This is a genomic window from Paenibacillus sp. J22P218, assembly GCF_056269195.1.
The window spans coordinates 69,067-94,270 of the sequence record NZ_JBWDNL010000007.1 but is presented as its reverse complement, the minus strand read 5'-3'; the positions used below and the strand labels follow the sequence as shown (position 1 = coordinate 94,270).

At 52.7% G+C, this 25,204-nt stretch carries 24 protein-coding genes and 1 tRNA gene; 19 read left to right on the top strand and 6 right to left on the bottom strand.

Annotated features, from left to right (window positions below; all coding sequences use genetic code 11):
- Nucleotides 1-30: 30 nt before the first annotated feature.
- Together AC0YN0_RS26325 and AC0YN0_RS26320 are read left to right on the top strand one after the other, a co-directional pair.
- Nucleotides 31-2,139, top strand: coding sequence for a beta-galactosidase trimerization domain-containing protein (locus AC0YN0_RS26325; RefSeq protein ID WP_475823936.1), 2,109 nt, complete (start codon nucleotides 31-33; stop codon nucleotides 2,137-2,139).
- The gene (locus tag AC0YN0_RS26320) at nucleotides 2,136-2,867 is read left to right on the top strand and encodes a creatininase family protein (RefSeq protein WP_475823935.1); all 732 of its coding nucleotides are present in this window, start codon (nucleotides 2,136-2,138) and stop codon (nucleotides 2,865-2,867) included. Before AC0YN0_RS26325 ends, AC0YN0_RS26320 begins: the two co-directional genes overlap by 4 nt.
- Before the next feature lie 66 nt (nucleotides 2,868-2,933).
- Here the strand turns inward: AC0YN0_RS26320 and AC0YN0_RS26315 are convergent, their stop codons facing one another.
- Complete coding sequence (locus AC0YN0_RS26315) at nucleotides 2,934-3,938, bottom strand: ABC transporter substrate-binding protein (RefSeq protein ID WP_475823934.1); 1,005 nt, start codon at nucleotides 3,936-3,938, stop codon at nucleotides 2,934-2,936.
- Between the two features lie 260 nt (nucleotides 3,939-4,198).
- Between AC0YN0_RS26315 and AC0YN0_RS26310 the strand changes: the two genes are divergently transcribed.
- Nucleotides 4,199-5,848, top strand: a complete 1,650-nt coding sequence (locus AC0YN0_RS26310) for a response regulator transcription factor (RefSeq protein ID WP_475823933.1) — start codon at nucleotides 4,199-4,201, stop codon at nucleotides 5,846-5,848.
- Between the two features lie 88 nt (nucleotides 5,849-5,936).
- On the opposite strand, the gene AC0YN0_RS26305 is transcribed toward AC0YN0_RS26310, so the two are convergent.
- From AC0YN0_RS26305 to AC0YN0_RS26295, 3 genes are all read right to left on the bottom strand, one after another.
- Entirely contained in the window at nucleotides 5,937-6,824 is an 888-nt protein-coding gene (locus AC0YN0_RS26305) for a carbohydrate ABC transporter permease (protein ID WP_475823932.1), read from the bottom strand.
- Nucleotides 6,825-6,838: 14 nt separating this feature from the next.
- Nucleotides 6,839-7,735 (bottom strand): carbohydrate ABC transporter permease, encoded by an 897-nt coding sequence (locus AC0YN0_RS26300; RefSeq protein WP_475823931.1) that lies wholly within the window; start codon nucleotides 7,733-7,735, stop codon nucleotides 6,839-6,841.
- A gap of 77 nt (nucleotides 7,736-7,812) precedes the next feature.
- Nucleotides 7,813-9,210, bottom strand: a complete 1,398-nt coding sequence (locus AC0YN0_RS26295; protein ID WP_475823930.1) for an ABC transporter substrate-binding protein — start codon at nucleotides 9,208-9,210, stop codon at nucleotides 7,813-7,815.
- A 277-nt stretch (nucleotides 9,211-9,487) separates the two neighbouring features.
- Between AC0YN0_RS26295 and AC0YN0_RS26290 the strand changes: the two genes are divergently transcribed.
- The 14 genes from AC0YN0_RS26290 to AC0YN0_RS26225 all read left to right on the top strand — a co-directional run bounded on the left by AC0YN0_RS26290 (nucleotide 9,488) and on the right by AC0YN0_RS26225 (nucleotide 21,561).
- Complete coding sequence (locus AC0YN0_RS26290; RefSeq protein ID WP_475823929.1) at nucleotides 9,488-11,272, top strand: cache domain-containing sensor histidine kinase; 1,785 nt, start codon at nucleotides 9,488-9,490, stop codon at nucleotides 11,270-11,272.
- 324 nt (nucleotides 11,273-11,596) lie between these two features.
- Nucleotides 11,597-12,508 (top strand): dihydrodipicolinate synthase family protein, encoded by a 912-nt coding sequence (locus AC0YN0_RS26285; RefSeq protein WP_475823928.1) that lies wholly within the window; start codon nucleotides 11,597-11,599, stop codon nucleotides 12,506-12,508.
- Between the two features lie 46 nt (nucleotides 12,509-12,554).
- The gene (locus AC0YN0_RS26280) at nucleotides 12,555-13,964 is read left to right on the top strand and encodes an ABC transporter substrate-binding protein (protein ID WP_475823927.1); all 1,410 of its coding nucleotides are present in this window, start codon (nucleotides 12,555-12,557) and stop codon (nucleotides 13,962-13,964) included.
- Nucleotides 13,965-14,070: 106 nt separating this feature from the next.
- Nucleotides 14,071-14,946, top strand: a complete 876-nt coding sequence (locus AC0YN0_RS26275; protein ID WP_475823926.1) for a carbohydrate ABC transporter permease — start codon at nucleotides 14,071-14,073, stop codon at nucleotides 14,944-14,946.
- A gap of 17 nt (nucleotides 14,947-14,963) precedes the next feature.
- Nucleotides 14,964-15,809, top strand: a complete 846-nt coding sequence (locus tag AC0YN0_RS26270) for a carbohydrate ABC transporter permease (protein ID WP_475823925.1) — start codon at nucleotides 14,964-14,966, stop codon at nucleotides 15,807-15,809.
- Nucleotides 15,810-15,833: 24 nt separating this feature from the next.
- Nucleotides 15,834-16,529, top strand: coding sequence for an N-acetylmannosamine-6-phosphate 2-epimerase (locus AC0YN0_RS26265; protein WP_475823924.1), 696 nt, complete (start codon nucleotides 15,834-15,836; stop codon nucleotides 16,527-16,529).
- A 6-nt stretch (nucleotides 16,530-16,535) separates the two neighbouring features.
- The gene (locus tag AC0YN0_RS26260; RefSeq protein ID WP_475823923.1) at nucleotides 16,536-17,420 is read left to right on the top strand and encodes an ROK family protein; all 885 of its coding nucleotides are present in this window, start codon (nucleotides 16,536-16,538) and stop codon (nucleotides 17,418-17,420) included.
- Between the two features lie 17 nt (nucleotides 17,421-17,437).
- The gene (locus AC0YN0_RS26255) at nucleotides 17,438-18,292 is read left to right on the top strand and encodes a MurR/RpiR family transcriptional regulator (RefSeq protein ID WP_475823922.1); all 855 of its coding nucleotides are present in this window, start codon (nucleotides 17,438-17,440) and stop codon (nucleotides 18,290-18,292) included.
- A gap of 95 nt (nucleotides 18,293-18,387) precedes the next feature.
- A complete protein-coding gene (locus tag AC0YN0_RS26250; RefSeq protein ID WP_475823921.1) occupies nucleotides 18,388-18,867 on the top strand; it encodes a NanQ anomerase/TabA/YiaL family protein in 480 nt (159 codons plus the stop codon).
- A 4-nt stretch (nucleotides 18,868-18,871) separates the two neighbouring features.
- Nucleotides 18,872-19,249 (top strand): CidA/LrgA family protein, encoded by a 378-nt coding sequence (locus AC0YN0_RS26245; RefSeq protein ID WP_475823920.1) that lies wholly within the window; start codon nucleotides 18,872-18,874, stop codon nucleotides 19,247-19,249.
- Nucleotides 19,224-19,913 (top strand): LrgB family protein, encoded by a 690-nt coding sequence (locus AC0YN0_RS26240; RefSeq protein WP_475823919.1) that lies wholly within the window; start codon nucleotides 19,224-19,226, stop codon nucleotides 19,911-19,913. Before AC0YN0_RS26245 ends, AC0YN0_RS26240 begins: the two co-directional genes overlap by 26 nt.
- A gap of 349 nt (nucleotides 19,914-20,262) precedes the next feature.
- Nucleotides 20,263-20,339, top strand: a tRNA-Asp gene (locus AC0YN0_RS26235).
- An 80-nt stretch (nucleotides 20,340-20,419) separates the two neighbouring features.
- Nucleotides 20,420-21,376: a tRNA glutamyl-Q(34) synthetase GluQRS gene (gluQRS, locus tag AC0YN0_RS26230; protein ID WP_475823918.1), complete on the top strand. Its 957-nt coding sequence runs from the start codon at nucleotides 20,420-20,422 to the stop codon at nucleotides 21,374-21,376.
- A gap of 23 nt (nucleotides 21,377-21,399) precedes the next feature.
- Entirely contained in the window at nucleotides 21,400-21,561 is a 162-nt protein-coding gene (locus tag AC0YN0_RS26225) for a hypothetical protein (RefSeq protein ID WP_475823917.1), read from the top strand.
- A 17-nt stretch (nucleotides 21,562-21,578) separates the two neighbouring features.
- On the opposite strand, the gene AC0YN0_RS26220 is transcribed toward AC0YN0_RS26225, so the two are convergent.
- Nucleotides 21,579-22,658, bottom strand: coding sequence for an AI-2E family transporter (locus AC0YN0_RS26220; protein WP_475823916.1), 1,080 nt, complete (start codon nucleotides 22,656-22,658; stop codon nucleotides 21,579-21,581).
- Between the two features lie 138 nt (nucleotides 22,659-22,796).
- Between AC0YN0_RS26220 and AC0YN0_RS26215 the strand changes: the two genes are divergently transcribed.
- Together AC0YN0_RS26215 and AC0YN0_RS26210 are read left to right on the top strand one after the other, a co-directional pair.
- Nucleotides 22,797-23,831, top strand: a complete 1,035-nt coding sequence (locus tag AC0YN0_RS26215) for an alpha/beta fold hydrolase (RefSeq protein ID WP_475823915.1) — start codon at nucleotides 22,797-22,799, stop codon at nucleotides 23,829-23,831.
- 85 nt (nucleotides 23,832-23,916) lie between these two features.
- Nucleotides 23,917-24,267, top strand: a complete 351-nt coding sequence (locus AC0YN0_RS26210; protein WP_475823914.1) for an MmcQ/YjbR family DNA-binding protein — start codon at nucleotides 23,917-23,919, stop codon at nucleotides 24,265-24,267.
- Here the strand turns inward: AC0YN0_RS26210 and AC0YN0_RS26205 are convergent.
- Nucleotides 24,259-25,143: a pentapeptide repeat-containing protein gene (locus AC0YN0_RS26205; RefSeq protein ID WP_475823913.1), complete on the bottom strand. Its 885-nt coding sequence runs from the start codon at nucleotides 25,141-25,143 to the stop codon at nucleotides 24,259-24,261. The two genes, AC0YN0_RS26210 and AC0YN0_RS26205, sit on opposite strands and share 9 nt — an antisense overlap.
- Between the last annotated feature and the right edge of the window lie 61 nt (nucleotides 25,144-25,204).

The window sequence follows — 25,204 nt, the reverse complement described above, 5'->3', positions numbered from 1 at the left end:
CTTTTCCTATGGGAGAGGAAGTCGTCAGCTATGTATGGTGCACCGATTATGTTGTTGCTGGACACGGATACGGTTCTAGAGCCGAATAAAATTTGCGCTGCCGTCGCCGATATACACAGCAAAGGATTCGATACGATCTGCATTGAATTCCGAAACTGTTTGTTTAACGGGTATGATCAGGTAGGACGCGAGGCATTCGCTATCGCAGCGAAGGAAGCCTCGTCTCACGGGATGCAGGTCGTTCAGATCGTGCCTGGACCGAGCCGCGACTGGTTGAAGCGTTATCCGGAAGATCGTCGCAAGCTGCTCGTCCAGCACACGAGCCAAATAAAAAGAAATCGTTTCACCTTACGAATCGAAGACCATGCTCTTGGCGGGATACAGGCAAAGTTCGTCGGCATCGAGAAAGCGTTTCTCATCGAACGAGACTTATCCGGCGAAAGGATCGTCGGGGTGCGGGATATTACGCCTGGTTTCTCTTATATCTTCGAGATGGACGCCGTGCCTACGGTATCGGGCGAATACGGGGAAGACGGAGAAATTCTATTATACGCAATATACCATGAAGATAAGCTGGATTGGGCTTCTCCAGCTGTTCTGCAGGAGTTCGATGCTCAAGTCCATCTCTATTCAAATCTGCCAATTGGCGGCTTCGCGATCGATGAATTCGGGACAGGATCGCATGCTCACGGCGTTTATCATGCGGGCCACCATTTCCTAAGTAGCTTCCGCGAGCGATACGGCTATGAGCTGACAGACAAGCTGTACTTGCTGCACAATGAAGTAGATGGCGAAAGTGCAGGCAAAGTCCGTTACGATTATTACAATCTTACCATGGAGCATACGTACGCCGTGCAGAAGTACGTCAAGGAGCGGTTCACCGCTTTATATGGAGACGATATATTCATTGGATTTCATCATACGTGGTGGGGCGAAGGGAACTCGGGAGATTTGTGGGCAGGCAATATCGATTATTTCAGATTGGCGGATAACTTGAGCGGAGGCTTTGTCGATGCGCAGTACGACGCGGAGCGAACGATGACGTCAATGACGATGCTGGCCGAGTCCATCGCCAAATACTCGTCAACCGGAATCGCGTACAATATGTGCTGGGATCGGTATCCGACGCATGCGAAGATGGACTATTACCATCGGCTGCTCTCCGTTCGCAACGTTAGATGGGTCGCACATGCTTATGGACGATCCGGCGAATTCGGCCCAGGTTACCCTGAACATCGGACATGGGCGGACGTTGCCTTATGCACGAGTCGGGAGAATGCGTTCGAGCGGTTCATTGGAGCGGCAACGAGCAGACCGAAGGTAGCGATGCTCTACTTATGGGAATCGGTAGCCCGCATGAACGACGAATTCATGCATTACCATCGAATGAGCATGAAGGCATTGCTCGATAAAATGATGGATCGGCATATCGAGATCGACGTTATCCCGTCGTTCGAGGCAAAGCTCGATACGTATGAAGTGTTATTCGTGTTGTGGCCGACGATGATGCCGGAGTCGACATGGCTTGCTCTGCAGACATTCGCGGCATCAGGAGGAAGACTCGTCTTCATGGGTCCGCCGGCGAATTGCACCGTCGAAGGCCGGGAAATCTCCGACGAATTCGAAGAGTTGACTGGTGCGCGGTTCGCGGACTATGCGACCGAACTCCACTACGCAGGCGAGCATGAATACATCGCTTGGGATATGTGGTTCACCGATAAGAAGATCCCAATGCGTTGTTATCCGCTTACGCCGCTCGACGGGCAGGCGCTTGTGAGGCAGGGCGAAGACGTACTAGGCGTTCGCAAGGCGAACGTCGATTATTATTCGTTCGAGGTTGCGCTAACGGCGGAGTTCGAGCCCATCCTTGACAGCTTGATGCCATACCGGGAGCTGGAGCTGCCGGCCGGCGTAAGGTCTAAAGTTTCTTACGAAGGCGATAATACGGCCGTCATTACGTTAACCGGATGCTGGGACAAGAAGATTAATGCGTCATTCGGATTCAGAGGCAATGCCATTAGGATACGGGATGGCCTATTGGTTGGCATCAAGTTCGAGGGCAACGAAGTGGGAGAGATCATCGGGGAGTATGATGAGGCGGTCGAAATCAATGGCGTCCCTTATGGGGAAAAGCTATGAAATTGCTCCATCTGCGTCCCGAGCAGTTGAAGGATGCCGTTCACCGCAACGTACCGCTGCTCATCCCGGTCGGCGTCGTCGAATATCACGGACCCCATCTCCCAGTCGGCACTGATATTTTAATTGCGGAGTCCATTGCATTGCGGGTGGAGCAACGTTGCGAATGCGTATTGGCACCTTCCGTGCCGTACGGACCGACAATGAGCTGGGCTGGAGGCAGCTCAGAAGGAGAGATGGACTTTGCACCCGAGCCATTCGCGGTTTATTGCAAGGAGATGTTAAAGCATTATTCGGCGATGGGGTTCGGTCGCATTTACGTACTTCAGCATCATGCTGGAAAGGATGGACTCCAGGCGTTAAGTTTGCGCAGGGCGGCGGCGGAGTTGATGAGGGAGACGACACTTTCTTGGGAAGATGGCTGGGGACGAGTACCGGGAGATCGCTATCCCGATCCGAAAATTTTCGAACGGATTAAGATCGCTCATCCCGACACCTACGCTAGGAGAACGGAGGCTTTTCCGGCAGGAGTGCCGTTCGACCACGCGGGCCGAATCGAAACGTCCTTCATAATGGCCGATTATAATGAGACAGTTCATATGAAAAGCTTATCTGACGAAGAAGCAGCCAGTTGCGCCTGGTTAGGCGACTCTGGCTTGGCTACCGCTGCTGAAGGCGAGCGGTGGCTTACTTATTGCGTGGATGGATGGGTGGAAGAGTTGAAAAGATAGGCTTTAGTTTAATGGAAGAAGCTCCGACAAGCATATCGCTTATCGGAGCTTCTTATTTGCGTTAGCTTATTTTACGGACAGTAAGCTCGTTGTGATAAAGTCCAGCTGCGCTTCAAGCGACACTGGATCATTGTAAGTGTCTGCTGCAGGATTCAGTTGGAACACGTTGCCTGCATTAACGGCAGGTAGGCTGGACCAGAGCGCATTGTCATAAACAACTTTCGGATCGCTTGTATCGCCAGACCATGGGCAAGTGAAGATGATGTCGCCCGCATAAGTAGGGAGCACCTCCAGCGAGATGGACGCCCAGCCTGTGCCGCTGTCGATCGCTTCTTTCTGAGCAGCAGCCGGAGCTTTCAGACCGAATTCGCCGTAAATAATTTCTCCGCCGCGGCCGTAGTTATGTCCGAATACATACAGACCTTTCGAATAAGGGTTTAGGATCGATACGGTTTTGTCGCCAACAGCTTCCTGCACCTGCGGCTTCAGCTCGTTAATTTTGCTCTCCCACTTCTCAACCCATGCTTTCGCTTCGGCTTCTTTGTTCGTCAGCTTGCCGAAATCAACCATTTGATCCTTATAGTTCAGCTTGCCGTATTGTACGGCAACGACTGGAGCGATTTCCGCTAGGCTTTCAAGGCCTTCTGTACCAACATACGCAATGATGAGGTCAGGATTAAGCGCCAAGATTTTCTCAGGGGTAGGCTCGCTGCCAAGATTCTCGACACCGTCTACCTTTCCGTTCAGGTAAGGGTTTTGCAATGCGCCATCAAGCGCTCCGACGAGCGGGGCATCCAGTGCTACGAAGTAGCCTGTATAGAAGGCAGTCAGATCGACGATCCGCTGTGGATTTTTTGGAACTTCTACGTCGCCGTTGCCTGCTGTGAACGTGACCGTTTCCACCTCGACTGCTGCGCTATCGTCAGCAGGAGCTGCTGTCGGCGCAGTCGTTGGCGCTGGCGAAGCGTTGCCGGCTGCACCGGAATTGTTGTTGTTCCCGCAAGCTGCGAGTACGAAAGTAACAGCCAAAGCGAGTACAATTAAAGCATAAAAGGTTCTGTTTTTAAACAAAGTAATTCCACCCCTATGTAGTTGATAGTGATAATCGTTATCACTATAGCATGGGTTTTATAAATTGGCAATTACTTTGTTAAAATAATTTCAATCGATGATTTTGCCGGTTATCGTATGTCCTATAATTGACAATTAGGGTCCGATTCTGACTACTTATTTGTTTTCCTTCATTATTCGGCTGTGAGCGCTTGCTGTTTCCGTTATAATTATTTTTAAAGATTCGTAAAGATTCGTAAATGGATGCTTGGGGGACTGTCATGCTGAAAGTGATGATTGTCGAGGACGAACCTCTTATTCGCGCGGGATTGAAGGAGTATTTTCCTTGGAATGAATTAGGCATCGGCACGATCGTGGAAGCCGAGAACGGCAAGGAAGGGATCGCAACGGCGCTGAAAGAATGGCCGGACCTCATCATTACGGACATACGCATGCCGGAGATGAACGGTCTAGAAATGATTGAACAGCTCAAGCCGCTGCTTCCTAATGCGGTTTTTATCATTTTAACGGGATATAGTGAGTTTCAATATGCGCAAGACGCGATACGTCTCGGAGTGGTCAAGCAATATTTGCTGAAGCCGCTCGAATACGAGCCAAGTATGAAAGCGCTGACGGAATGCATTCATCTCCTGCGGCAAAGCCGTGAAGAACAGCAGGAGAAGCAAGCATGGCAGGCAGCTTATGAAGAACATACGAAGTGGAAGGAAAGCGAAATCGTCAAGCAAATCCTGGAGGGAGTAGATCCCGATGAGGTTGGATCGCGCCTTCTAGAGAATGATGTTATGCAACGGCAGCCGCTGTCGCTTTGCGTACCGCTTGCCGCAACCTGCTTCGCTCGCAATAGTATCGCGCATGGACGCAAATGGCGGGCCTCGGCCGAGCGTCTTGTCGCTGAAGCGGCTGCAGCGACCGGACAGATGCAGCGGTTGATGGTTTATACGAGCAGGGGCAGGCTGTATATGCTTCTCGTCATGGAGCAGTTCGAGGACAAAGAGGAAGGGCTTGAGCGGCTAAGGGAGCAAATCGTACTTTCGCTGGAACGAGTAAATGCCGATGCGACTGCGGCTTTGTACATGGCTATGGGACATGCTTCCTCCGACGTATCGAAGCTAGCCGACAATCTTCATGCTGCAGCCAAAGCGCTGCTTGGCAGATTCGCGGATTCCGAGCGATGGCTCATCCGAACGGAGCGATCTATCGAGGCTCCATCGCAAGCGGGAGCAACCGACAAGGTCATTCAATTGAGGCCGGACGATCGGAACGCGCTTCTGGCCTGCTTGGAGCAGGGAGACGGCGCTGCCGTCAAGGCTTTGATGGATCGGCTGTGCGCTCAGTCCGCCGAGGCGTTGCCTTATGTGAGCGGCGATCAATGGCTCGCATTCATGCAGGAGATTATTAGCGTTACGCTGCGATTCGCGCATAAGCAAGGTTTTCCGATGGAGGGTGTATCCAGCGACAAGCTGCTGGAATTGACTTTCGTCGACGATTTTCGAACGTTGGACGCACTATTCGGCTACTTGGCGGCGTGGGTCATTCATCTGAATGATCTGTACAGCAAGATGAACCATCCTGTACAGCAAGAGAACCTGATCTTCAACCAGATTAGGAGCTTTATCGAAACTAATCTTGATCAAGATATTACGCTCCAAATGGTAGCTGATCATTTCTTCTATAACCCATCGTACTTGAGCCGCTTATTCAAGTCGAAGCTGAATCAGAACTATCTTAGCTTCGTGACCGAGATACGGATCGCCCATGCGAAGAAGCTGCTGGAGGATCCTAACCGTCTCGTTACCGAGGTATGCACGATGTGCGGCTACAGGAGCTATAAACATTTTGTGAAAATGTTCCGTTTCGTCGCCGGCATGACGCCGACCGATTACCGCAAGCAGCTTGGCATACTTTACTAGCGATTAAGAAAGGGCAGCCCAAGGTCGATATGACCCATTGGAGCTGCCCTTCTTGTTGTTATGCCTCCTTCATCCCGGAACCTGCTCCTTATCCCTTCACGGCACCCATCGTAATGCCTTGCGTGAACGCCTTCTGGAACAGAAGGAAAATCGCGATCATCGGAATGGAAGCGAATGCCGCTCCCGCCATTAATACGCCGTACGGCGTCGTATATTCACCTTTGAGTGTAGCAACGCCAAGCGGCAGCGTCATCATAGGCGTGGAACGAATCATAATGAGCTGGCTGAAGTAGTCATTCCAAGCGTTGATGAACGTGAAAATCGCGAGTGCGCCTAAAGCCGGCTTCAGCAGCGGAAGAACGATGCTGTAATAGAGCCGCAGCTCGGAGCAGCCGTCCATCTTGGCCGCCTCCAGCAGCTCGCCGGGCAGCGTCTGTGCGAACTGCTTAACCAGGAAGATGCCGAAGGGCCAGCCGATCGCCGGCAGGATAAGCGACTTGTAATGATCGATCCAACCGAAATCGGCAATCATCGTAAAGAGCGGAACGAGAATGACCTGCTTCGGAAGCGCCATGGCGGCGACGAATAAGGTGAAGATGATCGCCCGTCCGGGAAAACGTTTCTTCGCCAGCACATAACCGGCCATTGAAGCAACGATACATATGCCGACCATTTCCGCCGCCGCGATGAAGAAGCTGTTGAACGTCCAGCGCCAGACAGGATTTTTGAACAAGCTTACGAAATTGTCCAAGGTCGGCTCAAGCGGAAACCATTCGGGCGGTATGGCTACCGCCACGTTCTGCACCTTGAACGCGCCGGTTACGATCCAGTAAAACGGGAAAATAAAAAATAGCGACAGCACGATCAGGAGGAAATGCGATAACAGATAGCCTGGCGTCAGCTTGGCCAGCCATTTCGGTTTTTTGCGTGCGTTGCCGAAGCTTGGGCTATATGGTGCTTGTTCGTACGTTTTCATATGCGTCTCGCCTCCTAGTACTCGACATCGCTGCCTAGAAATTTGAATTGCAGGATCGAGATGATGCCGATGAAGACAGCCAGAATCATTCCCATCGCCGAAGCGATGCCGAACGAACCGAGCATGAACGCCTTCTCGTATACGCCGTACATAACGGTCGATGTTGCATAAAGCGGGCCGCCAGCGGTAAGCAACTGAACGATGGCGAACGTTTGGAACGTATTGATCGTCGTAATGACGATGATGTACAGGTTGGTCGGCATCAGCATCGGCCATACGATTTTGCGGAAAATCTGTCCCGGAGTGGCCCGGTCGATCTGAGCGGCTTCGATATACGAAGTCGGGATATTGCCAAGCGCGGCAACGTACAGAATGATCGGCTGACCGACCGATGTCGTGACTAATACGGCAATGATTGCGTACAACGCCGTTCTTAGATCGCCTAGCCAGGCGATGGGCTCCGCGCCGAACAGACTAGTAATGAAGTTCAGGATGCCGTAGTTCGGATCGTAGATGGACGCCCATACGACGGTGATGCTGACGACCGAGGAGACGGCCGGCAAGTAGAAGACGCCGCGGAAGAACGAGCGCGTGAATTCGCTTTTGGTATAGATCGTATTGGCCACAAAGATCGAGAATGCGATGACGACAGGAACGGTGATCAATACGATGAGAATCGTGTTTTTCATCGCTTTCAGGAACGTCTTATCTTGGAATAACTCGGTATAATTGCCAAACCCGATGAACTCGAACCGGTTCAGCGTGTAGTCGAACATGCTGATATAGATGCCCTTCAGCATCGGGTAAGCGACGAATAGAAGGAAGAAGGCCATTGCCGGAAGCAGGAACAAATAGCTGACCAGCCATTCGCGCCATACGAGACGTTTGGATTTCAGGACCGCTGCGAACATATGTGATCTCTCCTTACCTCGTGATAGAAAGGGAGCAGCGCACATGGCGTGCGCTGCTCCCGGGAACGCATCGTTATTTACTTCAATTCGGACTTGGCTTTGGTGATCGCTTCATTCGCTTTGGAAGCGAAGTCGTCAAGCGCTTCTTTTCCTGTCGCTTGTCCTAATAGAACGCTTTGCATTGCAGGGAACCAGTGCGTACGAATCTCGGCGTAGCCGTCCGCGATCGTCGGCGGAGCGGTGATGAATTTGCGGGCAACCTCCGCATAGGCGTATTCAGGATCGTCGTACAGACCCGTGATCGAATTGCGGACGGACAAGCCGCCTGTTTGGATCAGGTTCTTCTTGCCGTACACTTCATCGTTCGCGATGAAGTCGATTAACGTCTTCGCAGCTTTAATTTTCGCTTCATTATCGTTGTTGAAGATCGCCATGCCGCCGAGGTAAGGCTCAAGCTTAGGCGCGGAACCATCGAGCGTAGGGAACGGCAGCAGCACTTCCTCGAACTCGGCTTTCTTCAGCGTAGCGTTCTGCGCTTTCAATACGGCCGAATAGTTAATCGAGAACGCTACCTTGCCTTGCAGGAACAAATCATTGACGTCCGATGCCGCAAGCGCAGCCGAGCCGGAAATGATCAGCTTGTCCTTCTGAGCTTGGGCAATCCAATCGAGCGCCGCACCGGCAGCATCGGTATTGATCGCGACAGCGCTATTGTCATCATTGAGGAAGCTGGATAAACCAAGGTTAGCGATATATGCCCTAGTGCCTTGGTCGCCGGCTTGAGACTTCGCGAAGAAGACGGACGGGATGATGTCAGGCGCTTTCTCCTTAACGGCTTGAAGCGCCGCTTTGTATTCGTCGAAGCTCCAGACGCGGTCAGGTCTGTCCAGCGGGAGCAGATCAAGAGCGCCGATTTTCTCGAATACCGTCTTGTTCACGGCCATCGAGAATGGAGCGGTATTAATCGGGTACATAACCGTTTTGTCGCCGACCATGGATTGTTTCCAGAATGCTTCGGATATATCGCCGCGCACTTCGTCTGTAATCATGTCGTCGAGCGGCGCGAGCAGTCCTTTTTTGCCCCAGTCGATTACACGGCCCGGAGCGTCGTAAATGACATCCGGCGCGGAGTTGGACGCGATCGCGACATTCAGCTTCTCGGGTCCGCCGTCAAACGTAATCATCTCGAGATTTACTTTGATTTCTGGGTGCTTCTCGTTGAAAGCCGCGATGATTTGTTTCTCGTATTTGCCAACCTCACCGTCGAGCGCTTGGAAGTTGGGAAAGTTCCACCACGTAATCTCGACCGGCTCGGCGGCTGGCGGTTCGGCGCTGCTAGGCGCTGCGGTACTGGTTGCATTCGGTTCTGCCGTTGTCTTGGTGTCGGATCCATTGTTGTTGGAACTGCAGGCTGCCAAAAGCATCACGAGCATGATGGTGATCAAAAGTGTTGCCTTCTTTGTTGGTGCTGCCATTCAAATTCCCCCTGCCATTATTTAGAATGAACAAGTGAAGCGGATTCATTCCTTGCCATTAAGCATAGTCGATATGAAAAAGACGCAAAATCCCTCGATTTTGACATTGGACGTCTCGTTTTTTACCATCTCTAGCAGTTTCTCTTACTACATGAACGGTTGTAATCTATATTAGCATTGCGAGCGATTGAACTGTACAATGGGCGTTAAGGAATTCATTAACATGAGGGTTGTGGTCATTATGGGCGGCTTTAAAAGAATATCTAGGCTGTTTCAGATGAAGCATGTGAACCATCAAATATTCGTACTTATGATTTGTATCATCACGCTCCCGCTTACCGTCATGTCCGGCATCCTTTATTTTTTCTCCCTGCAGACGGTCAAGAACGAATATCAGAACAGCGCTAATCTTATTCTTAACAATTTGTCTTTTAACATCGATCAATATTTGCAAAGCATCGAGACGGGGACGCTTACCGCTCAGCTCGACAGCCAGCTGCAAGGCTCGCTCGTCCATTGGTCAAATAATCAGAACCCCGATCCAAGCGATATTAGCATCAAGTACGGCGGCGTCATCGAGCAGTTCATCAGCCGAATCGAGCTTACGATCAAGAACGTCGACAGCGTTCAGGTATTTGCGGGCAACCGGGTGTTTTATTCCGCTGACTTTAATCAAACGGACTATAACGCAGAGCATTTTTATGAGCAAGATTGGTACAAGCAAACGCTTCAGTCGAAGGGCAAGGCGGTCCTGTTCGGCACGCATGCCCCGTTCCAGCGCATCGATTCTCAGGAATCGGTCATCTCGATTGCCCGGGTCATTAATAAGACGGGGACAAGAGAGAACCTCGCGGTCATTCTCGTCGATATTCGGCTCGATTCGCTGCGCGAAATATTAAGCTTGTCCGAGAATACGAATCGAAAGTTTATTATCGTGGACGATAAAGGAAATACGGTTTATTCCTCGGCATTGGTTGGAGAGGAGGAGCTGGCCGATCTGGGACAAGCGGTCATTAGCAACGCGCTTCTAAAGGATACCGGCAACTTCTACGCTTCTATCGCCGAGACGCCGTCTTACTTGAACTTCGTAACCTCCGCCTATTCCGGATGGAAAGTCATTCAATACATTGACGAGCAGGATATGACCAAGGATGCGACGCTGTTTCGTAAAATATTGCTCGGCGTAGCGCTTAGCTCGCTGGCTACGGCATTGCTTTTCTTATTTCTGTTGTCGGCTCGTGTGACGAAGCCGATCATTTCGTTAAGCAAGCAAGTCAGGGCGGTCGGCCTCGGCAAATTCGATGTCGATCTGAGTACGGATCGGCAGGACGAATTCGGGGTGCTGTACAAAGGCATTCGCAAAATGGTGGAGGATTTGCAGGATCATATCGAGCGTTCCTCCATGACGATGGCTCAGCAGAAGGTCGCGCAATACGGCGCTCTCAAGAGCCAGATCAATCCCCATTTTCTCGCCAACACGCTCGAATCGATTCAAATGAAAGCGATACTCGCCGGTCAGCGCGATATCGGAGAGATGATTGGTCTTCTGGGCAGACTGTTCCGCATTCATATCCAGACCGGCAAAGATATCGTAACGCTGCGCGAGGAACTGGAGCATACCCGCTTGTATGTCAAAGTGCAGCAAATGCGCTTCGGCGACCGGTTCACCTATTCGGAGACGATCGAGCCCGGGACGGAGGCGCTGCCGGTGCTGCACTTCACGCTGCAGCCCATCGTGGAGAATGCGATCGTACACGGCCTTGAGCGCATGAGCGGACAAGGAAAGCTGGAGATTGCCGCATACGTCGCCGATCAGGCGCTCTGCATCGAGATCAAGGACAATGGGGCGGGCATGGAGGAGCAGCAATTCACGGCGCTGCGCCAACGGTTGCGCGAAGCCGCGACGGATACGCTGGACAGCGAGCATATCGGCGTGCAGAATGTGCATGATCGCATCCGCTATTATTACGGTGATTCATACGGCCTCTCGATCGACAGCCAGGTTGGAGAAGGGACGAAGGTTATCCTTCGTTTGCCGGCATCGAAGGCTATACAGCAATAAGGGAAAGCCTCGTCGGCGTCGGCGAGGTTTTTTTGTCATGATTGCTCGGCAATCATTTCCAATCGTATCCCCCGTTTTTGACAAAGGGAGGCTCTGTTTTTACCTCATCGCCGAATCGCGACGCAGCGCGATTTTTTTGTGTTACAACGTTAGCAAGGGACTTACATGGGGGTCCTGTCAGCTTGAAGGAGATAGGTCGGGTCGACCGCGCAGCGTTTTGGAGGAAATTATTTTCAAGGGAAAAATCTTAAAGAAAATAATTTACACTCCTCGCGCCAACCGAATGCCGCTATCTTCACTCTATGAACAATAGGAGGAATTACAGTGAGCCAGCAAAAATTTCACGGCATCATTCCCGCTTTCTACGCCTGCTATGACGATGAAGGCAACGTATCGAAGGATCGGACGGAGCAACTCGCGTCCTACCTGCTTAGCAAGAAAGTGCAGGGCGTCTACGTTGGGGGAAGCTCGGGAGAATGTATTTACCAGGACCTCGAGGAGAGAAAAGCTGTACTGACTTACGTCGCGAATCACCTTAGAGGCAAAATGACGCTTATCGCGCATGTGGGAGCTCCTTCGACCAGAGACAGCATCGCGCTGGCTATGCATGCCGCAGAGCTTGGGTATGATGCGCTTTCCGCGATTCCGCCGATCTACTTCAAACTGCCTGACAGCGCTGTCATCAACTATTGGAACGACATCATGAACGCGACATCGCTTCCGTTTATCATTTATAACATTCCGCAGACGACGGGTTACACGCTGACACCGGCTGTATTCCAAACGCTGCTTCAGAACGAAAAGGTCATCGGGGTGAAAAATTCCTCTATGCCGGCGCTTGATATCGAACGGTTCAAAAAAACCGGCGGCGAAGGCATCATCGTATTCAACGGTCCTGACGAGCAATTCGTCGCTGGCCGGATGATGGGAGCGGACGGAGGAATCGGCGGCACGTACGCCGCGATGCCGGAGCTGTTCTTGCAAGCGGACGCATTGCTGAAGGCAGGCAAGTTCGCGGAAGCGACAAGCCTTCAAAGCGCGATCAACGACATCATCATCGCGTTATGCTCCTTGAACGGTTCGATGTATGCCGCGATCAAGGAAGTGCTGCGGGCGAGAGGCGTCGACATCGGGGGCGTCAGAGCGCCGATGCTCGGCTTGAGCGGCAACGATGGCGAGCGCGTTCAAGCCATCGTAGCGGATATCGATAAGGCAATTGCATCTCACGTCAACTAAGCTGGGCAACGCAAACAATCAATCAGATTAAGGGAGAGATATTCGGATGAAGAGTAAACGTTTCCTTACAACATGTTTTGCGGCACTTACGACAATGGCATTGATCGTTGCAGGATGCTCGGGCAATAACGGCAACAACGCCGGATCGAACGGCGGCACGGGAGGCAGCGGCAAAGAGAAGGTCGAAATATCGGTCTGGCTGACTCCGCAATGGAAAGGCGTGCTTGACGCATCCGAGGAAGGTGCCGATTACGACAGCTTCATGAAATACGCGGCAGAGAAATTCACGAAGCAATATGACAAATACGACGCTACCGTTAAGGTTGAGGTTATCGCCGGCGATCAGCGCGACCAACTGCTTAACGTTAACCTGAACGGCGGAACCGCGCCGAACGTCTTCTTCGAAAGCTCGTTTGCCATGGGCGACTACGTTCACCGCGGAGCGCTAGTACCGCTGACGGACATCATCGACGACGCTGCCAAAAGCGACATTTCGCAAGGCTACTGGGACTCGGTAACGTACGGCGACGATATTTACTTCTACCCGTTCCAGAACAACCCGGGAACGCTCGTGTACAACGCGGACATGTTCAAGGCGGCAGGCCTGGAATCGCTCCTCGGCGGAGAAAACGAAATCAAGACGTGGACACTGGCCGAATACGAGCAAATTCTTGAGGCTTTGAAAACGAAGCTGCCGAAGGATCAATACTCCAACGCTTACCCGATGGCGCTTTTTGCAATGAATAACCAAGGCGACACATGGAATCTTTCTTACCTTAGAATGTTCGGCAGCTCGTTCTTCGATCAGGACAGCAACATGATCTTGAATGACGACAAGGGCTACAAAGCGGCTGCATGGCTGAAAAAAATATACGAAGCAGGTTATACGAATCCCGGCGCGGAGTCGGTATCGTCCAACGATGCGAACGCGATGTTCCAAAATCAGCAGCTTGCGATCAGCTTCACGAACCCGATCTTGTTTAACGGCATCAAAACCAATATGGCAAACGGCACATCGCCTAAGTTCGATGTAAGATTGGCGAACATCCCTTCAGAGGGCGGAGATCCGCTCACGTTCACTTACGTGGTAGGTGCAAGCGTATTCCAATCGGACGACGCGAAGAGAACGGAAGTAGCGAAAGATTTCGTGAAGTTTTTCTCCAGCGACGCTGAGCTCGTGAAGTCGTCGAAAAACGGCATTCCAGTGCGCTCGTCAGTTGTAGAAGAGCTGAGCAGCGAGAACCCGTTCTTCGCCGCTTATGACGCGAACTCGAAATACGTATTCAGCTTCAGCGGCAACGTTCCGGGCTACAGTCAACTGCGCGAAGCGCTTTATCCGGAGCTGCAGGCGCTGCTTATGGGAGCGAAGACGCCGGAGCAAGCGATCAATGATTACGTGGCGAACGGCAATAAAGTGATTCAAACGAACAAAGAAAACTCGGTCATTTACCAGTAATCTACCTATCATCCATCATCGATCATCGATAGACAAATAAACAATACATGATCAGCGGCCCTGCGTTGCAAGCAAGTAAGGGCCGCCGATCAGAAAGGTAACCACCATGCGCATTCGGAATAGTTTTGTGAAAGAGAACCTTACCGGTTATTTGTTTATTTTGCCGCAAATGTTGATTTTCCTTGTGTTTCTCGTGTACCCGATATTGGAAGGCATCAGGCTTAGCTTGTACAAGATTAACTACAACAATGAAACTTTCGTTGGATTTGATAACTACGCGACGTTGTTCAGCGATCCCGTCTTCTTCAAAGCGCTAATGAATACGGTCGTGTTCGTCCTCTTCATCGTCTTGCTGACGGTAGGCTTCGCCTTGTTCGTCGCATCCGCCATTTTCGATAAAAACGCTAAGTACGTTTCCTTCATACGGGGAAGTTATTATATACCGGTCATGGTCTCCATGGTTGTCATGAGTATGGTCTGGAGCTTCTTGCTGAACCCGGCCAACGGGCTCATCTCGTATTTGACGCGCGAGGCGGGCATGGGCAACATTAACTTGCTCGGCAATCCGCAGACGGTGCTGCCCGTCATCATCTTCGTTACGTTCGCGGGCAACGTCGGCCAAGCGATCATTCTGTATATCGCCTCGATGATCGGCGTGTCGAAGGATCTCTTCGAAGCCGCCGAGGTGGACGGAGCGAGCCGCTGGCAGGTCATTATGAAAATATTGATTCCGTCGGTTCAGCCGACGACGATTTATATCACGATCGTTAACATCATTGCGGTGCTGAAAATTTTCGTCGTCATCCAGCTCTTAACGGGCGGCGGTCCGAACAACGCTTCGGTCACCCTGATGTATTACCTGTACAACAACGCCTTCAAGTACAACCAGCTTGGCATAGCTTCCGCGGTCGGCGTTATTATGTTCGCCATCACCCTGCTGTTGTCCGTTCCGCAGCTTAGAGCCATGATGAAGCAGAAGTAGAAGCGAGGAGTCGATACATGATGACGCAAACGAAAAAAACGAAGAAAATAGAAATGTTCGACTTGGTATCGAATATAATCGTCACCGTCTTTGCCATTGTCAGCTTATTCCCTTTATATTGGCTCATTACAAGCTCGCTCAAGAACAGCTCGGACGTCGTGAAGATGCCGCCGGATTGGTGGCCGACTTCCGTTACGTTTGCCAATTACACCGATATTTTTCAGAATCAGCCGGCGTTAAGATGGACGTTCAACAGTATTTTCACGGCGGGCGTTACGACGCTGCTCGTCATTGCCGTCGGGTCGATGGCCGCTTACGCCTTTTCGAAAATCAATTTTAAAGGCCGGACGACTATCTTTATTATTTTCATTTCCAGCTTAATGATTCCGAAGGAAATCATGATCGTGCCGCTGTTCCGCATCATTCAGGATTTCGGCATGGTCAACAGCTTTAACGGCATGATCTGGCCGAACGTGGCCGGCGCCTTCGGCGTTTTCCTGCTCAAAGGATTTTTCGACAGCACGCCCGACGCGCTGCGGGAAGCAGCCAAGATCGACGGGGCCGGCGAGTGGCGGGTGTTCATGCAAATTATGCTGCCTATCGTCAAACCGGGCATCGGCGCTTTGTTTATACTCAACTTCGTACAAATTTGGAACGACTACCTGTGGCAGCTCGTCATCGGCCAAGAGAAGAACATGAAGACGCTCATGGTCGGCACGGCGACGCTGATGCAGGATTTGAATCCGAACTTCGCATACAAGATGGCCGGCGCTTCCGTGGCTGCCATTCCGATGCTGCTTATCTTCGTGTTGTTCCAGCGGTATTTTACGTCCGGAGCTACGGCAGGCGCAGTGAAAGAATAGCACTTAAATCGAATATAGATGGAGATGCAACTTATGACTAAGAACCCTCTATTGGAACAAATTCAAGGCAAGCTGGTCGTGTCTTGCCAGGCGCTGCCGGAGGAACCGCTTCACAGTCCTTTCATTATGGGCAAAATGGCGTACGCGGCATTTCTTGGCGGGGCGTCAGGCATCCGGTCGAATAGCGTGGAAGATATTAAGGAAATCAAAACGCGCGTCGGGCTCCCGATCATCGGCATTATCAAGCAGGTGTATGAAGGCTCGCCGGTATTTATTACGCCTACAATGGCCGAGGTTGATGCGCTGTGCGAGGAAGGCGTCGACATTATTGCGATGGACGCGACGGATCGCGTAAGGCCGGACGGCTCGACGATCGAGGAGCTGTTCCCGCAAATCCGGGCGAAATACCCGAACCAGCTGTTTATGGCCGACTGCTCTACGTTCGAGGAAGGCGTGAGGGCGGCGGAGCTGGGCTTCGACTGCGTCGGCACGACGCTTAGCGGCTATACGGCAGCGACGCAAGGAAAGTCGCTTCCCGACTTTGAATTAGCGGAGAAGCTCGTGAAAGCATTGTCCGTCCCGGTCATTGCCGAAGGAGGCATCTCTACGCCGGAGGAATTGCACCGGATGGTCGATATCGGCGTATACTCGGCGGTCGTAGGCTCCGCAATTACGAGGCCGATGGATATTACGAAACGCTTCATGAAAGCGATGGAGTAGAAGACGATGAAGATTTTAGCTGCGGATATTGGCGGAACGAACACGAAGTTATGCCTTTGCGACGAGACGGGGCATATCGAGAGGTTCACCGAATATGCGACCGAGAGCGGCAAAGGCGGTCCGCATGTCGTTCAGCGATTGATGGAGCATATGGCGGCATACGAGGGCTATGACCGTATCGCCATCAGCACGGCAGGGCAAGTGAACGCCGAGGAAGGTTATATCGTCTACGCGAACGCCAACATTCCTCATTATACAGGCATGCAAGTAGCGAAAATCGTCGGCGAACGGTTCGGCGTTCCGGTCAAGGTGGAGAACGATGTCAACGCGGCGGCGCTAGGGGAAGCCTGCTTCGGTGCAGGCAAGCCTTACCCGCATTTCCTCTGCCTTACGTTCGGCACCGGCATCGGCGGCGCGATCGTGATCGGGGGGCAGCTATACAAAGGCGCGGATGGCGTAGCAGCGGAATTCGGGCATATGTTCACGCATCCGCTTTCGGATGCACCTGCTAGCTCTGCGGGCATGCTGCCCTATTACGAGCGCTTCGCCTCGACGACGGCGCTCGTCAAGCTGGCGCGACAGGCCAATCCGGATTGCGTGGACGGCAGAACGATATTCAGCAAAATCAATAATGGCGATGACAGGCTGGCGCAGCTGCTGAGCGGTTGGATCGACGAAGTCAGCATCGGCCTTGCTTCCTTAATCCACGTATTCAATCCCGCTGCGATTGTCGTTGGCGGCGGCGTTATGGAGCAGCTGGAGCTAGTACGTCAGGTGGAGGTTAGAACGAAGGAGCTCGTGATGTCGAGCTTTAGAGGCGTCCGCATCCTGCCGGCGCAGCTTGGCAACAAAGCCGGCGTTCTCGGTGCCGCATCGCTGTATGTAAGTTAGTGTTAGGAGGGGGCAAATTGCGCGCGATCAGTATCTTTTCGACGATTCAATCGAGCTATAACCGCTTCACGAATACGGAGAAAAAAGTCGCCGACTACATTCTCGAGCACGCCAAGGAAGTCGTCTATATGTCAATAACCGATCTGGCGGACGCATGCGGCGTCGGCGAGTCGAGCATCTTTCGCTTCTGCAAGTCGATCAGCTTCAAGGGCTATCAGGAATTCAAGATCGACCTTGCGCATAGCACTTCGGTCGACAACGAAATCCCGCAGCTCTCGGATCAAGTGCTGATGCACGATTCGCTGGAAGAGGTGGCCTCCAAGGCGCTTGCCAGCAATATGAACGCGCTGAATGAAACGTACAAGCGAATCGAGTTCACGGAAATAGGCAATGCGATCGAGCTGTTGATCGAGGCCAACCGGATTCATTTTTTCGGCGTCGGATCATCCTTAATGACGGCGTTAGAAGCGAACAACAAGTTCATGCGCATTACGAACAAGACGGTATGCGCCTTCGATTCCCATCAGCAGGTTATGTCGGCCTCGCTTATGACGAATAAGGACGTGGCGGTCATTATCTCTTATTCCGGTTCAACGAAGGATTCGATCGAAGTCGCGCGCAAGGCGACGGAGCGGGGAGCGGCGGTAATCGTCATTACCCGGTTCGTCAAGTCGCCGCTTACCGCGTATTCGGACATCACGCTGCTCTGCGGGGCCAACGAAGGACCGCTTCAGGGCGGTTCATTGTCAGCGAAGCTGTCTCAGCTGTATTTGCTTGATGTGCTGTACATCGAATACTTCAAACGCACGTATCAGGATTCTATCGTGAGCAGGGAAAATACGTCTGCGGCGGTGGCAGTCAAGCTGTTGTAGCTTTTCGTTCGTCTGTGAGAAAACCTATGTTGGATACAGTGCAAAAATCCAGTATAGCGAGTAGTAGGTTAGGTCATTAGCGAGGAGGAAACCCGATGATTATGGGATCTTTAGCTTCGAATAAGGAGTATGCCGCGGGCGGTTATGCCGTTATTGCGGAGGCTTTGGAGCTGCTTGAGAAAACGGTGGAAAGCGGCGAACCGCTTGAAGGACGTGTCACGTTCAAGGAAGACATATTCTACGTCAACTTCATGGCATTCGAGACGAAAACTCGTGAGGAGCAGGTTGCCGAGAAGCATGAGCAATTCATCGATATTCATTATTTAATAGAAGGATCGGAGCAGATCGGCTGGTCACCGCTGCGCGAAGGGGTGCTGCCCGCGCAGGCGTATGACGAGAAGTCCGATTATGCGTTATACGCTCCTCAACCGGATGAGGTCATCCTCGCCATGCAGCCGGGCATGTTCGCTGTGTTCTTCCAAGGCGATATCCATCGTCCTGGAATGGGCGACGGCTCGCCGATTAAGAAAGCCGTAGTGAAGATTCATAAGGATCTGCTGCTTGAGCTTGCGTAGCTGCATGAAGCTTTTGCTCGGCGCGGTCATCTTTACTTTGTTTTATTCGGTAGGGATGTGGATCAAACAATGGCTCAACATTCCGCTGCCAGCTAACATAATTGGTCTTCTATTATTAGTAGCCGCTTTGTTCGCGAAGGTCATCAAGTTGTCCTGGATCGAGGATTGCGGACGGCTTGCGCTGAAGCATATGGGTTTGTTTTTTGTCCCGTCGATTGTTGGCACGCTTGCGTTCGCGAAGCTTATGGCTCCGCAATGGATGCCTATCTTGATGAGCATCGTTGCGGGGACTTGGCTTGTGATGCTCGTTACCGGTCTTGTAACCAAATATAGCGCGAGAAAGGGGCGATCCGCCGATGAATCCCGCACATTGGCTCAATAATCCGATGTTCGGCATAGGCGGCACGCTCCTTTTTTATTTGGCGGCACTGGCTTGCCGAAGAAGATGGAGCTGGATGCACCCGCTCGTAGCTGCCTCGGCGATGTTGATCGTCCTGCTCACGGCGGGCCATATTCCGATTGCTTTCTACCAGTCCGGGGGCGACTGGTTAAGTTTTTGTCTTGGACCGGCTACGGTAGCTTTGGCCGTTCCGCTCTATAAGAATGCCGGCCGAATCAAGGAGGCGCTGCTCCCCGTGCTCGCTGGGATCACGGCAGGCTCGCTCCTATCGGTGGCCTTCACCGCGCTTCTTCTGTCGCTGACGGGAAGCCCCGAGGAATTGATCCGGTCGATGCTGTCGAAGTCGGTATCGGCCCCGATCGCGATGGAAATCGCGAGAAGAGCAGGCGGCATTCCTGAGCTTAGCGCGTCCTTCTCCGTGCTGACCGGTCTCGTCGGAAGCGTGACAGGTCCGGCCGTGCTGCGGCTATGCGGCATTCGCGGCGATATTCCGCTCGGCACAGCGATGGGCACTAGCGCGCACGGCATCGGCACCGCGCGAATGATCGCGGAATCCGAGTCGTTGGGCGGCGTCAGCGGATTCTCGATGGCAGCGGCCGGAATCATTACTTCCGTGCTCATGATTCCGATATACTGGATGGTTTAACGACAGCCTCTCTTCTGTATGGGGGTTTGTGGCGGTTAAATGGGAGGATGTAAGGAATTCAGAAACGCTTATTGTTGAATTCCAGAGGATATTCGGTTGGTAACGAATCTAGGAATGGCTATTTCACCGAGATGGCACTCGTATGCAAGGAACAGAGGCGAATAAGAGTTTCTAGGTTCGCTAAGGATGCCGATCAGAGGAAAACGAGCTAATAAGATGTTTACGGTTCGCTATTGTAATCGAAAAGCTCAAACGGGCTAACTGTTGATAGGGGTTAATAATTAGCCGCGAAAAAAAAGGTTGCATTACCGACCGCCGCCATGATAAGATACTACTTGTCTTGTTACGCGGAGCTGTGGTGTAGAGGCCTAACATGCCTGCCTGTCACGCAGGAGACCGCGGGTTCGAATCCCGTCAGCTCCGCCATTTAATTCATAAACCAGTTTGAGCAGGAGCTTGCCTCCTGCTCATTTTTGCATACATAGGCAAGGAGGCTTAAGGCCGCGATGAGAGGACGATTCGCCCCGACCCCGTCGGGGCTGATGCATATCGGAAATGCAAGAACCGCTTTGCTCTCCTGGCTGCAGGTTCGGAGCGCAGGCGGCACATTCGTTATGCGAATGGAGGACGTCGATACGTCCCGTTCGCGGACAGAACTGGCCGAGCTTGCGCTGGAGGACCTGCGCTGGCTCGGTCTGGACTGGGACGAGGGGCCCGATGTCGGCGGGCCGCACCGTCCTTATTCGCAGAGCGAGCGCCTCGCCATGTACGAGGCGGCGCTCGCCAAGCTGGAGGAAGCAGGGAGGTTATATCCCTGCTTCTGCAGCCGTGCCGAGCTGGCCGCGGTTGCCAGCGCGCCGCACGGTCTTGGCAGCGAGGGGCCGGCTTATCCCGGCACCTGCCGCTGCCTTTCACCCGCGCAGCGGGCCGAGCGCGGGCTGCACAAGCAGCCTTCGCTGCGCTTCGCCGTGAACGAGCAGCCGGTCGGCTTCGAAGACGGCATCGCCGGGCCGCAGCACTTCCCGCCGGGAGCGGGCGGCGACTTCATCGTGAAGCGGGCCGATGGCTTGTTCAGCTATCAGCTCGCGGTCGTTGTCGACGATGCCGAGATGGGCATCACCGACGTGCTGCGCGGCGCGGATCTGCTCGATTCGACGCCGCGGCAGCTTCAGCTCTACGAGGCGCTCGGTCAGCAGCCTCCGCGCTTCGCCCACGTGCCGCTGCTGTTCGGCACGGACGGCAAGCGGCTCGCCAAGCGCCACGGAAGCATCTCGCTCGCCGCGCTGCGCGAGTCCGGCACGGCGCCGGAGAAAGTCATCGGCTGGCTGGCTTCGGTCAGCGGTCTTATCGACAAGCCCGAGCCCGTCAGTGCCAGCGAGCTGGTCCCGCATTTTCGGCTCTCGCATGTCCCGCGGACAGGAATAACGGTAACGGAAGACAGGTTAGGAAGTCTGCTGGGTTAAGCTGGCAGCAGGCGATTCGATCGTTGTCATTCGTTATACGGGCGACTACGATCAAGACGACTTCTACTCGGCGATCGGATCGGCGCTGCAAGAGAGCGCGCCGGACAAGCTGGAAACGGCCCAATTCGCCGCAATGGGCAACTACATGGTCGTATTCGCTGACGGAGCAGAGTAACAATGGTTAAGAATGCTGGGAGTGGGCTTACGCCTCCTCCCATTTTTTTCGGAAAAACAGCTGATACGCTTTGGTCGTGATGATCTTAATGATCATATACACCGGGATAATGATCAGAATGCCGATGATGCCGGCCAAATCGCCGCCGATAAGGACGAGGATGATCGTCGTCAGCGGATGAATGTCGAGCTGCCTGCCGTACACGTAGGGCGCAATCAGATTATCCTGAATTTGTTGCGCCGCGGTAATAATGACGACCGACCAGATTGCGGTTGTCGGCGATTCGATAAAGGCGATGATGACGATCGGGATCGAGGATAGGAACGAACCAATAAACGGAATGAAATTCAAAATGACCGCTACGACCGTCAGCAAAAGCGCATAGGGCAAATCAATGATCAGAAATCCGATATACATGAGCACGCCAAGCGAGAGATTAATGATCACCTTCCCGACGATAAAGCTGCTCAGCGCTTCGTCAATATTGGATACGACCTCCGCGGCATCCTTGCGGAACCGAAGCGGAAAGCCGGCAACGAGGGCTCGGCCGAAACGGTCCCCTTCTTTCAGCATATAGAACAGAATGATCGGGAAGATGATGAGAATAATCGCGATATTGGAAAATAGGGCAAACATGCCGGTTATGTAATTGCTCACGAACGTATAACCTTTGTTCAAATATTGCGTGAATGCGCTGAGCGGGCTCCGATCATCGGGGATGAATCGGGACCATAGCTCGTTTCTTTCCAGCTCCTTGGCTTGCTCGTTAAGCGTATCGAACAGACTCGGCGCATTATCGACGAGCATCGTTAATTGGGTTCGCAGCGGAGGCCATACGAGAATGCCGAATACAACGAACATAAGCGCGATTGCCGCATAGATAAGCAAGATCGCCAACGGGCGTTTTATTTTGTGAATTTCCATTTGGTTAACGAGCGGCCGCAGCAAATAATAGAAGAAAACGGACAGCATAAGCGGGATCGTAATGACGGTAATCAACGATACGATCGGCTTGAATATGAAGTTGACCTTGGCTCCCAAATAAACAATGACCAGAAAGAGAATGATGGAAATGCAATATCGGTTGAAATCGTTCAGCTTGGTCATGCAATCCCCTCCGGCTTTTTAAAGTAACCGTACCCGATTACAAAACATTTGAAACGTGCAGGCCTATGCTTGCCCCGAGCCGCATGGCTTACAATTGCCGCTTTGTACGTTATCCGCTCACAAAACAGGAAATTTACCGTGAAGCAATTTCTCTTTTTTGACCAGCTCCGCGCCGTTATGATGGGACTACAAACCAATCGGATCGAGGTGATAGGACGAATGGGGATACCTATCGGCAATCAAATGCTGCGTGCGGCCATATCGGTTATCGGTTTCCCGCTTACGTTCATGCAGGCGGCTTTGTCGCAATATGAGGGAGATAAGCATAAGCCGCAGGGTGAGCTTGTTCGAGTCGGTCCTCGCAGCTTGCATGCGATCGTGAGCGGAAAGAGCAATCCGGCTTGTCCTACTGTGGTGTTGGAAGCGGGCATGGGCGGCTGCGCCTTGGATTGGTCGCTCGTTCAGCCTAAGCTGTCTACCTACACCAAGGTATTGTCGTATGACCGTGCCGGCTTCGGCTGGAGTACAGGTACACTGGAGAGGCCGACTTGCAAGCATTATGTAGAGGATTTGCGTGGTCTGCTGAGTGAGCTGAAGCTGACCCCTCCCTATTTGCTCGTAGGGCATTCGTACGGGGGGATGATCATGCGCATGTTCGCGGCTGAATATCCGGACGAGGTTGCCGGAATCGTGCTGGTCGATGCGACGCACGAGGGGCGTTTTTTGGAAGAGCATCTGAATAGCAGCAGAAAAACGAAACGCAATAAACATCGATTGAAATATAAGCTTGGTTATTTGTTATCGACTATAGGCGTGCCGAGAATGGTGAGGCAGCATGTCGGCACGAAGCGGCTGCCTGTCTGCGTTCAGAAGCATGTGACGGCAATGGGCTATCGAAGTTCGGCGTATCGGGCAGCTTACCTGGAATATCTTCATGTGGAGGAAAGCGCTGCTCAGCTTGTCCGGTCCCGGCCTTTGCGAGCAGATCTGCCGATAGCCGTGCTGACGGCTGCCAATCAGACTGAGGAATGGCTGGAAGGGCAGAAAGTGCTGCTTCAATTGTCGAAAGAAACACAGCATACGATTGTGGAAGATAGCTGGCATGCGATACAGATTCATAAACCGCAGGCGGTAATCGACGCTGTTGTTCGCCTGCTTAACGCTCTCGTCTAAGCTATGAAGAGTAGCGTTATATGGTCTTGCCGATTCGTTTATACTGGAGCTAGAGGCGTTCATTAAGATGGAGGTGGGTGCTGCTGTGATAACCAAACAAGAGGTTCAAAGCTTTGCGCTGGCTTTACCCGAGGCGCACGAGATGGAGCATTGGGGAAAGCCGTCTTACCGGATTGGCAGCAAAATTTTTGCGGTCGTTCAGGAAGACGGCGTCACGCTAACGGTGAAAACAACGGGAGAGGACCGGATCATCTATACGGACATGGATTCCGCAGCCTATTCCATACCTGAATCGTTCTCGAACATGAACTATATGCACATTCATATGACTAATGCCGATCCGCGCGAGGTGAAAGGGCTGCTCGTCAAGGCATGGAGCAGCATCGCGCCGAAGCGGGCGATCAAGGCGTATAACGAGCAAGGTATTTCATTCTGAAGCGGCAAGCCAGTGGCTAGGAGTTGCAAGCGTGGCAGGGATTTTCGTATAGGCGTCGCCCCTCGCTGCATTCATCTGGGCCTGCGATAGGAAAAGGGTCTGGGACAAGTCAGTGCCGCGAATATCGGTATCGCGGAGGTCGGCGCCGATGAGGTCGGCCGCTCTCAGATCCGCGTCCCGAAGGTCTGCCGCAATGAGGTATGCACCCCGCAGGTTGGCGGCTCTTAGATCCGCGCCTCTGAGCTTCGCTCCCATGAGGTCGGCGCCGCGTCTCGCCTTTTTAGGATGCTTGGGCGGCGTCTTGCACTGGCGCAGCGCATGCGCCCTTACTTGCTCGCTGACTTGGAGCAGCAGTACGTTCACGTCTGCCCGATGCTTCGGGATATCAATTGCCAACACATCGTTTGGCGCCATATAAGTAAGCCGTTCCGTTTCTTCAAACGCGGAAAGGAGCGAGTGCTGGAGGACACTGTCGTTGCTCTGCAGGCGCAGTGCCTCCGCCAAGTACCAGAGGAGCTCGTGAAGCTGCCACATGACCGGGAACACCTCGTACATTTGCTTCGCCGTAGCCGGCGCATTGCGCCAGTTGACTCCGTCGTAAGTGATTTGGGACACCTTTTGGCCGGCACCGAAGCAGTCGTATACCGTACATCCTCTGAATCCTGTCTGCCTGAGCGTCCTGTGAACGCCGCAACGAAAGTCTTCGCGCAGGCTCGGACAAGCTTGTCCGGCGCTCTTGTCCATCCCGAAATCGATCGAAGCCGAGAACGGAAGCGATACGCAGCATAAGCCGAAGCAGCTCTCGCAATCGGCTTTCAAAGCTATGGAATGGGCCATCAAGTGATGCTGGTCCTCGTTATGGTCATTGAGCAACATGGAGAAATTCCCTCCGCTAAAGTGTCATCGTTTTACTATTTTAACAGATTTGCGGGCTTTA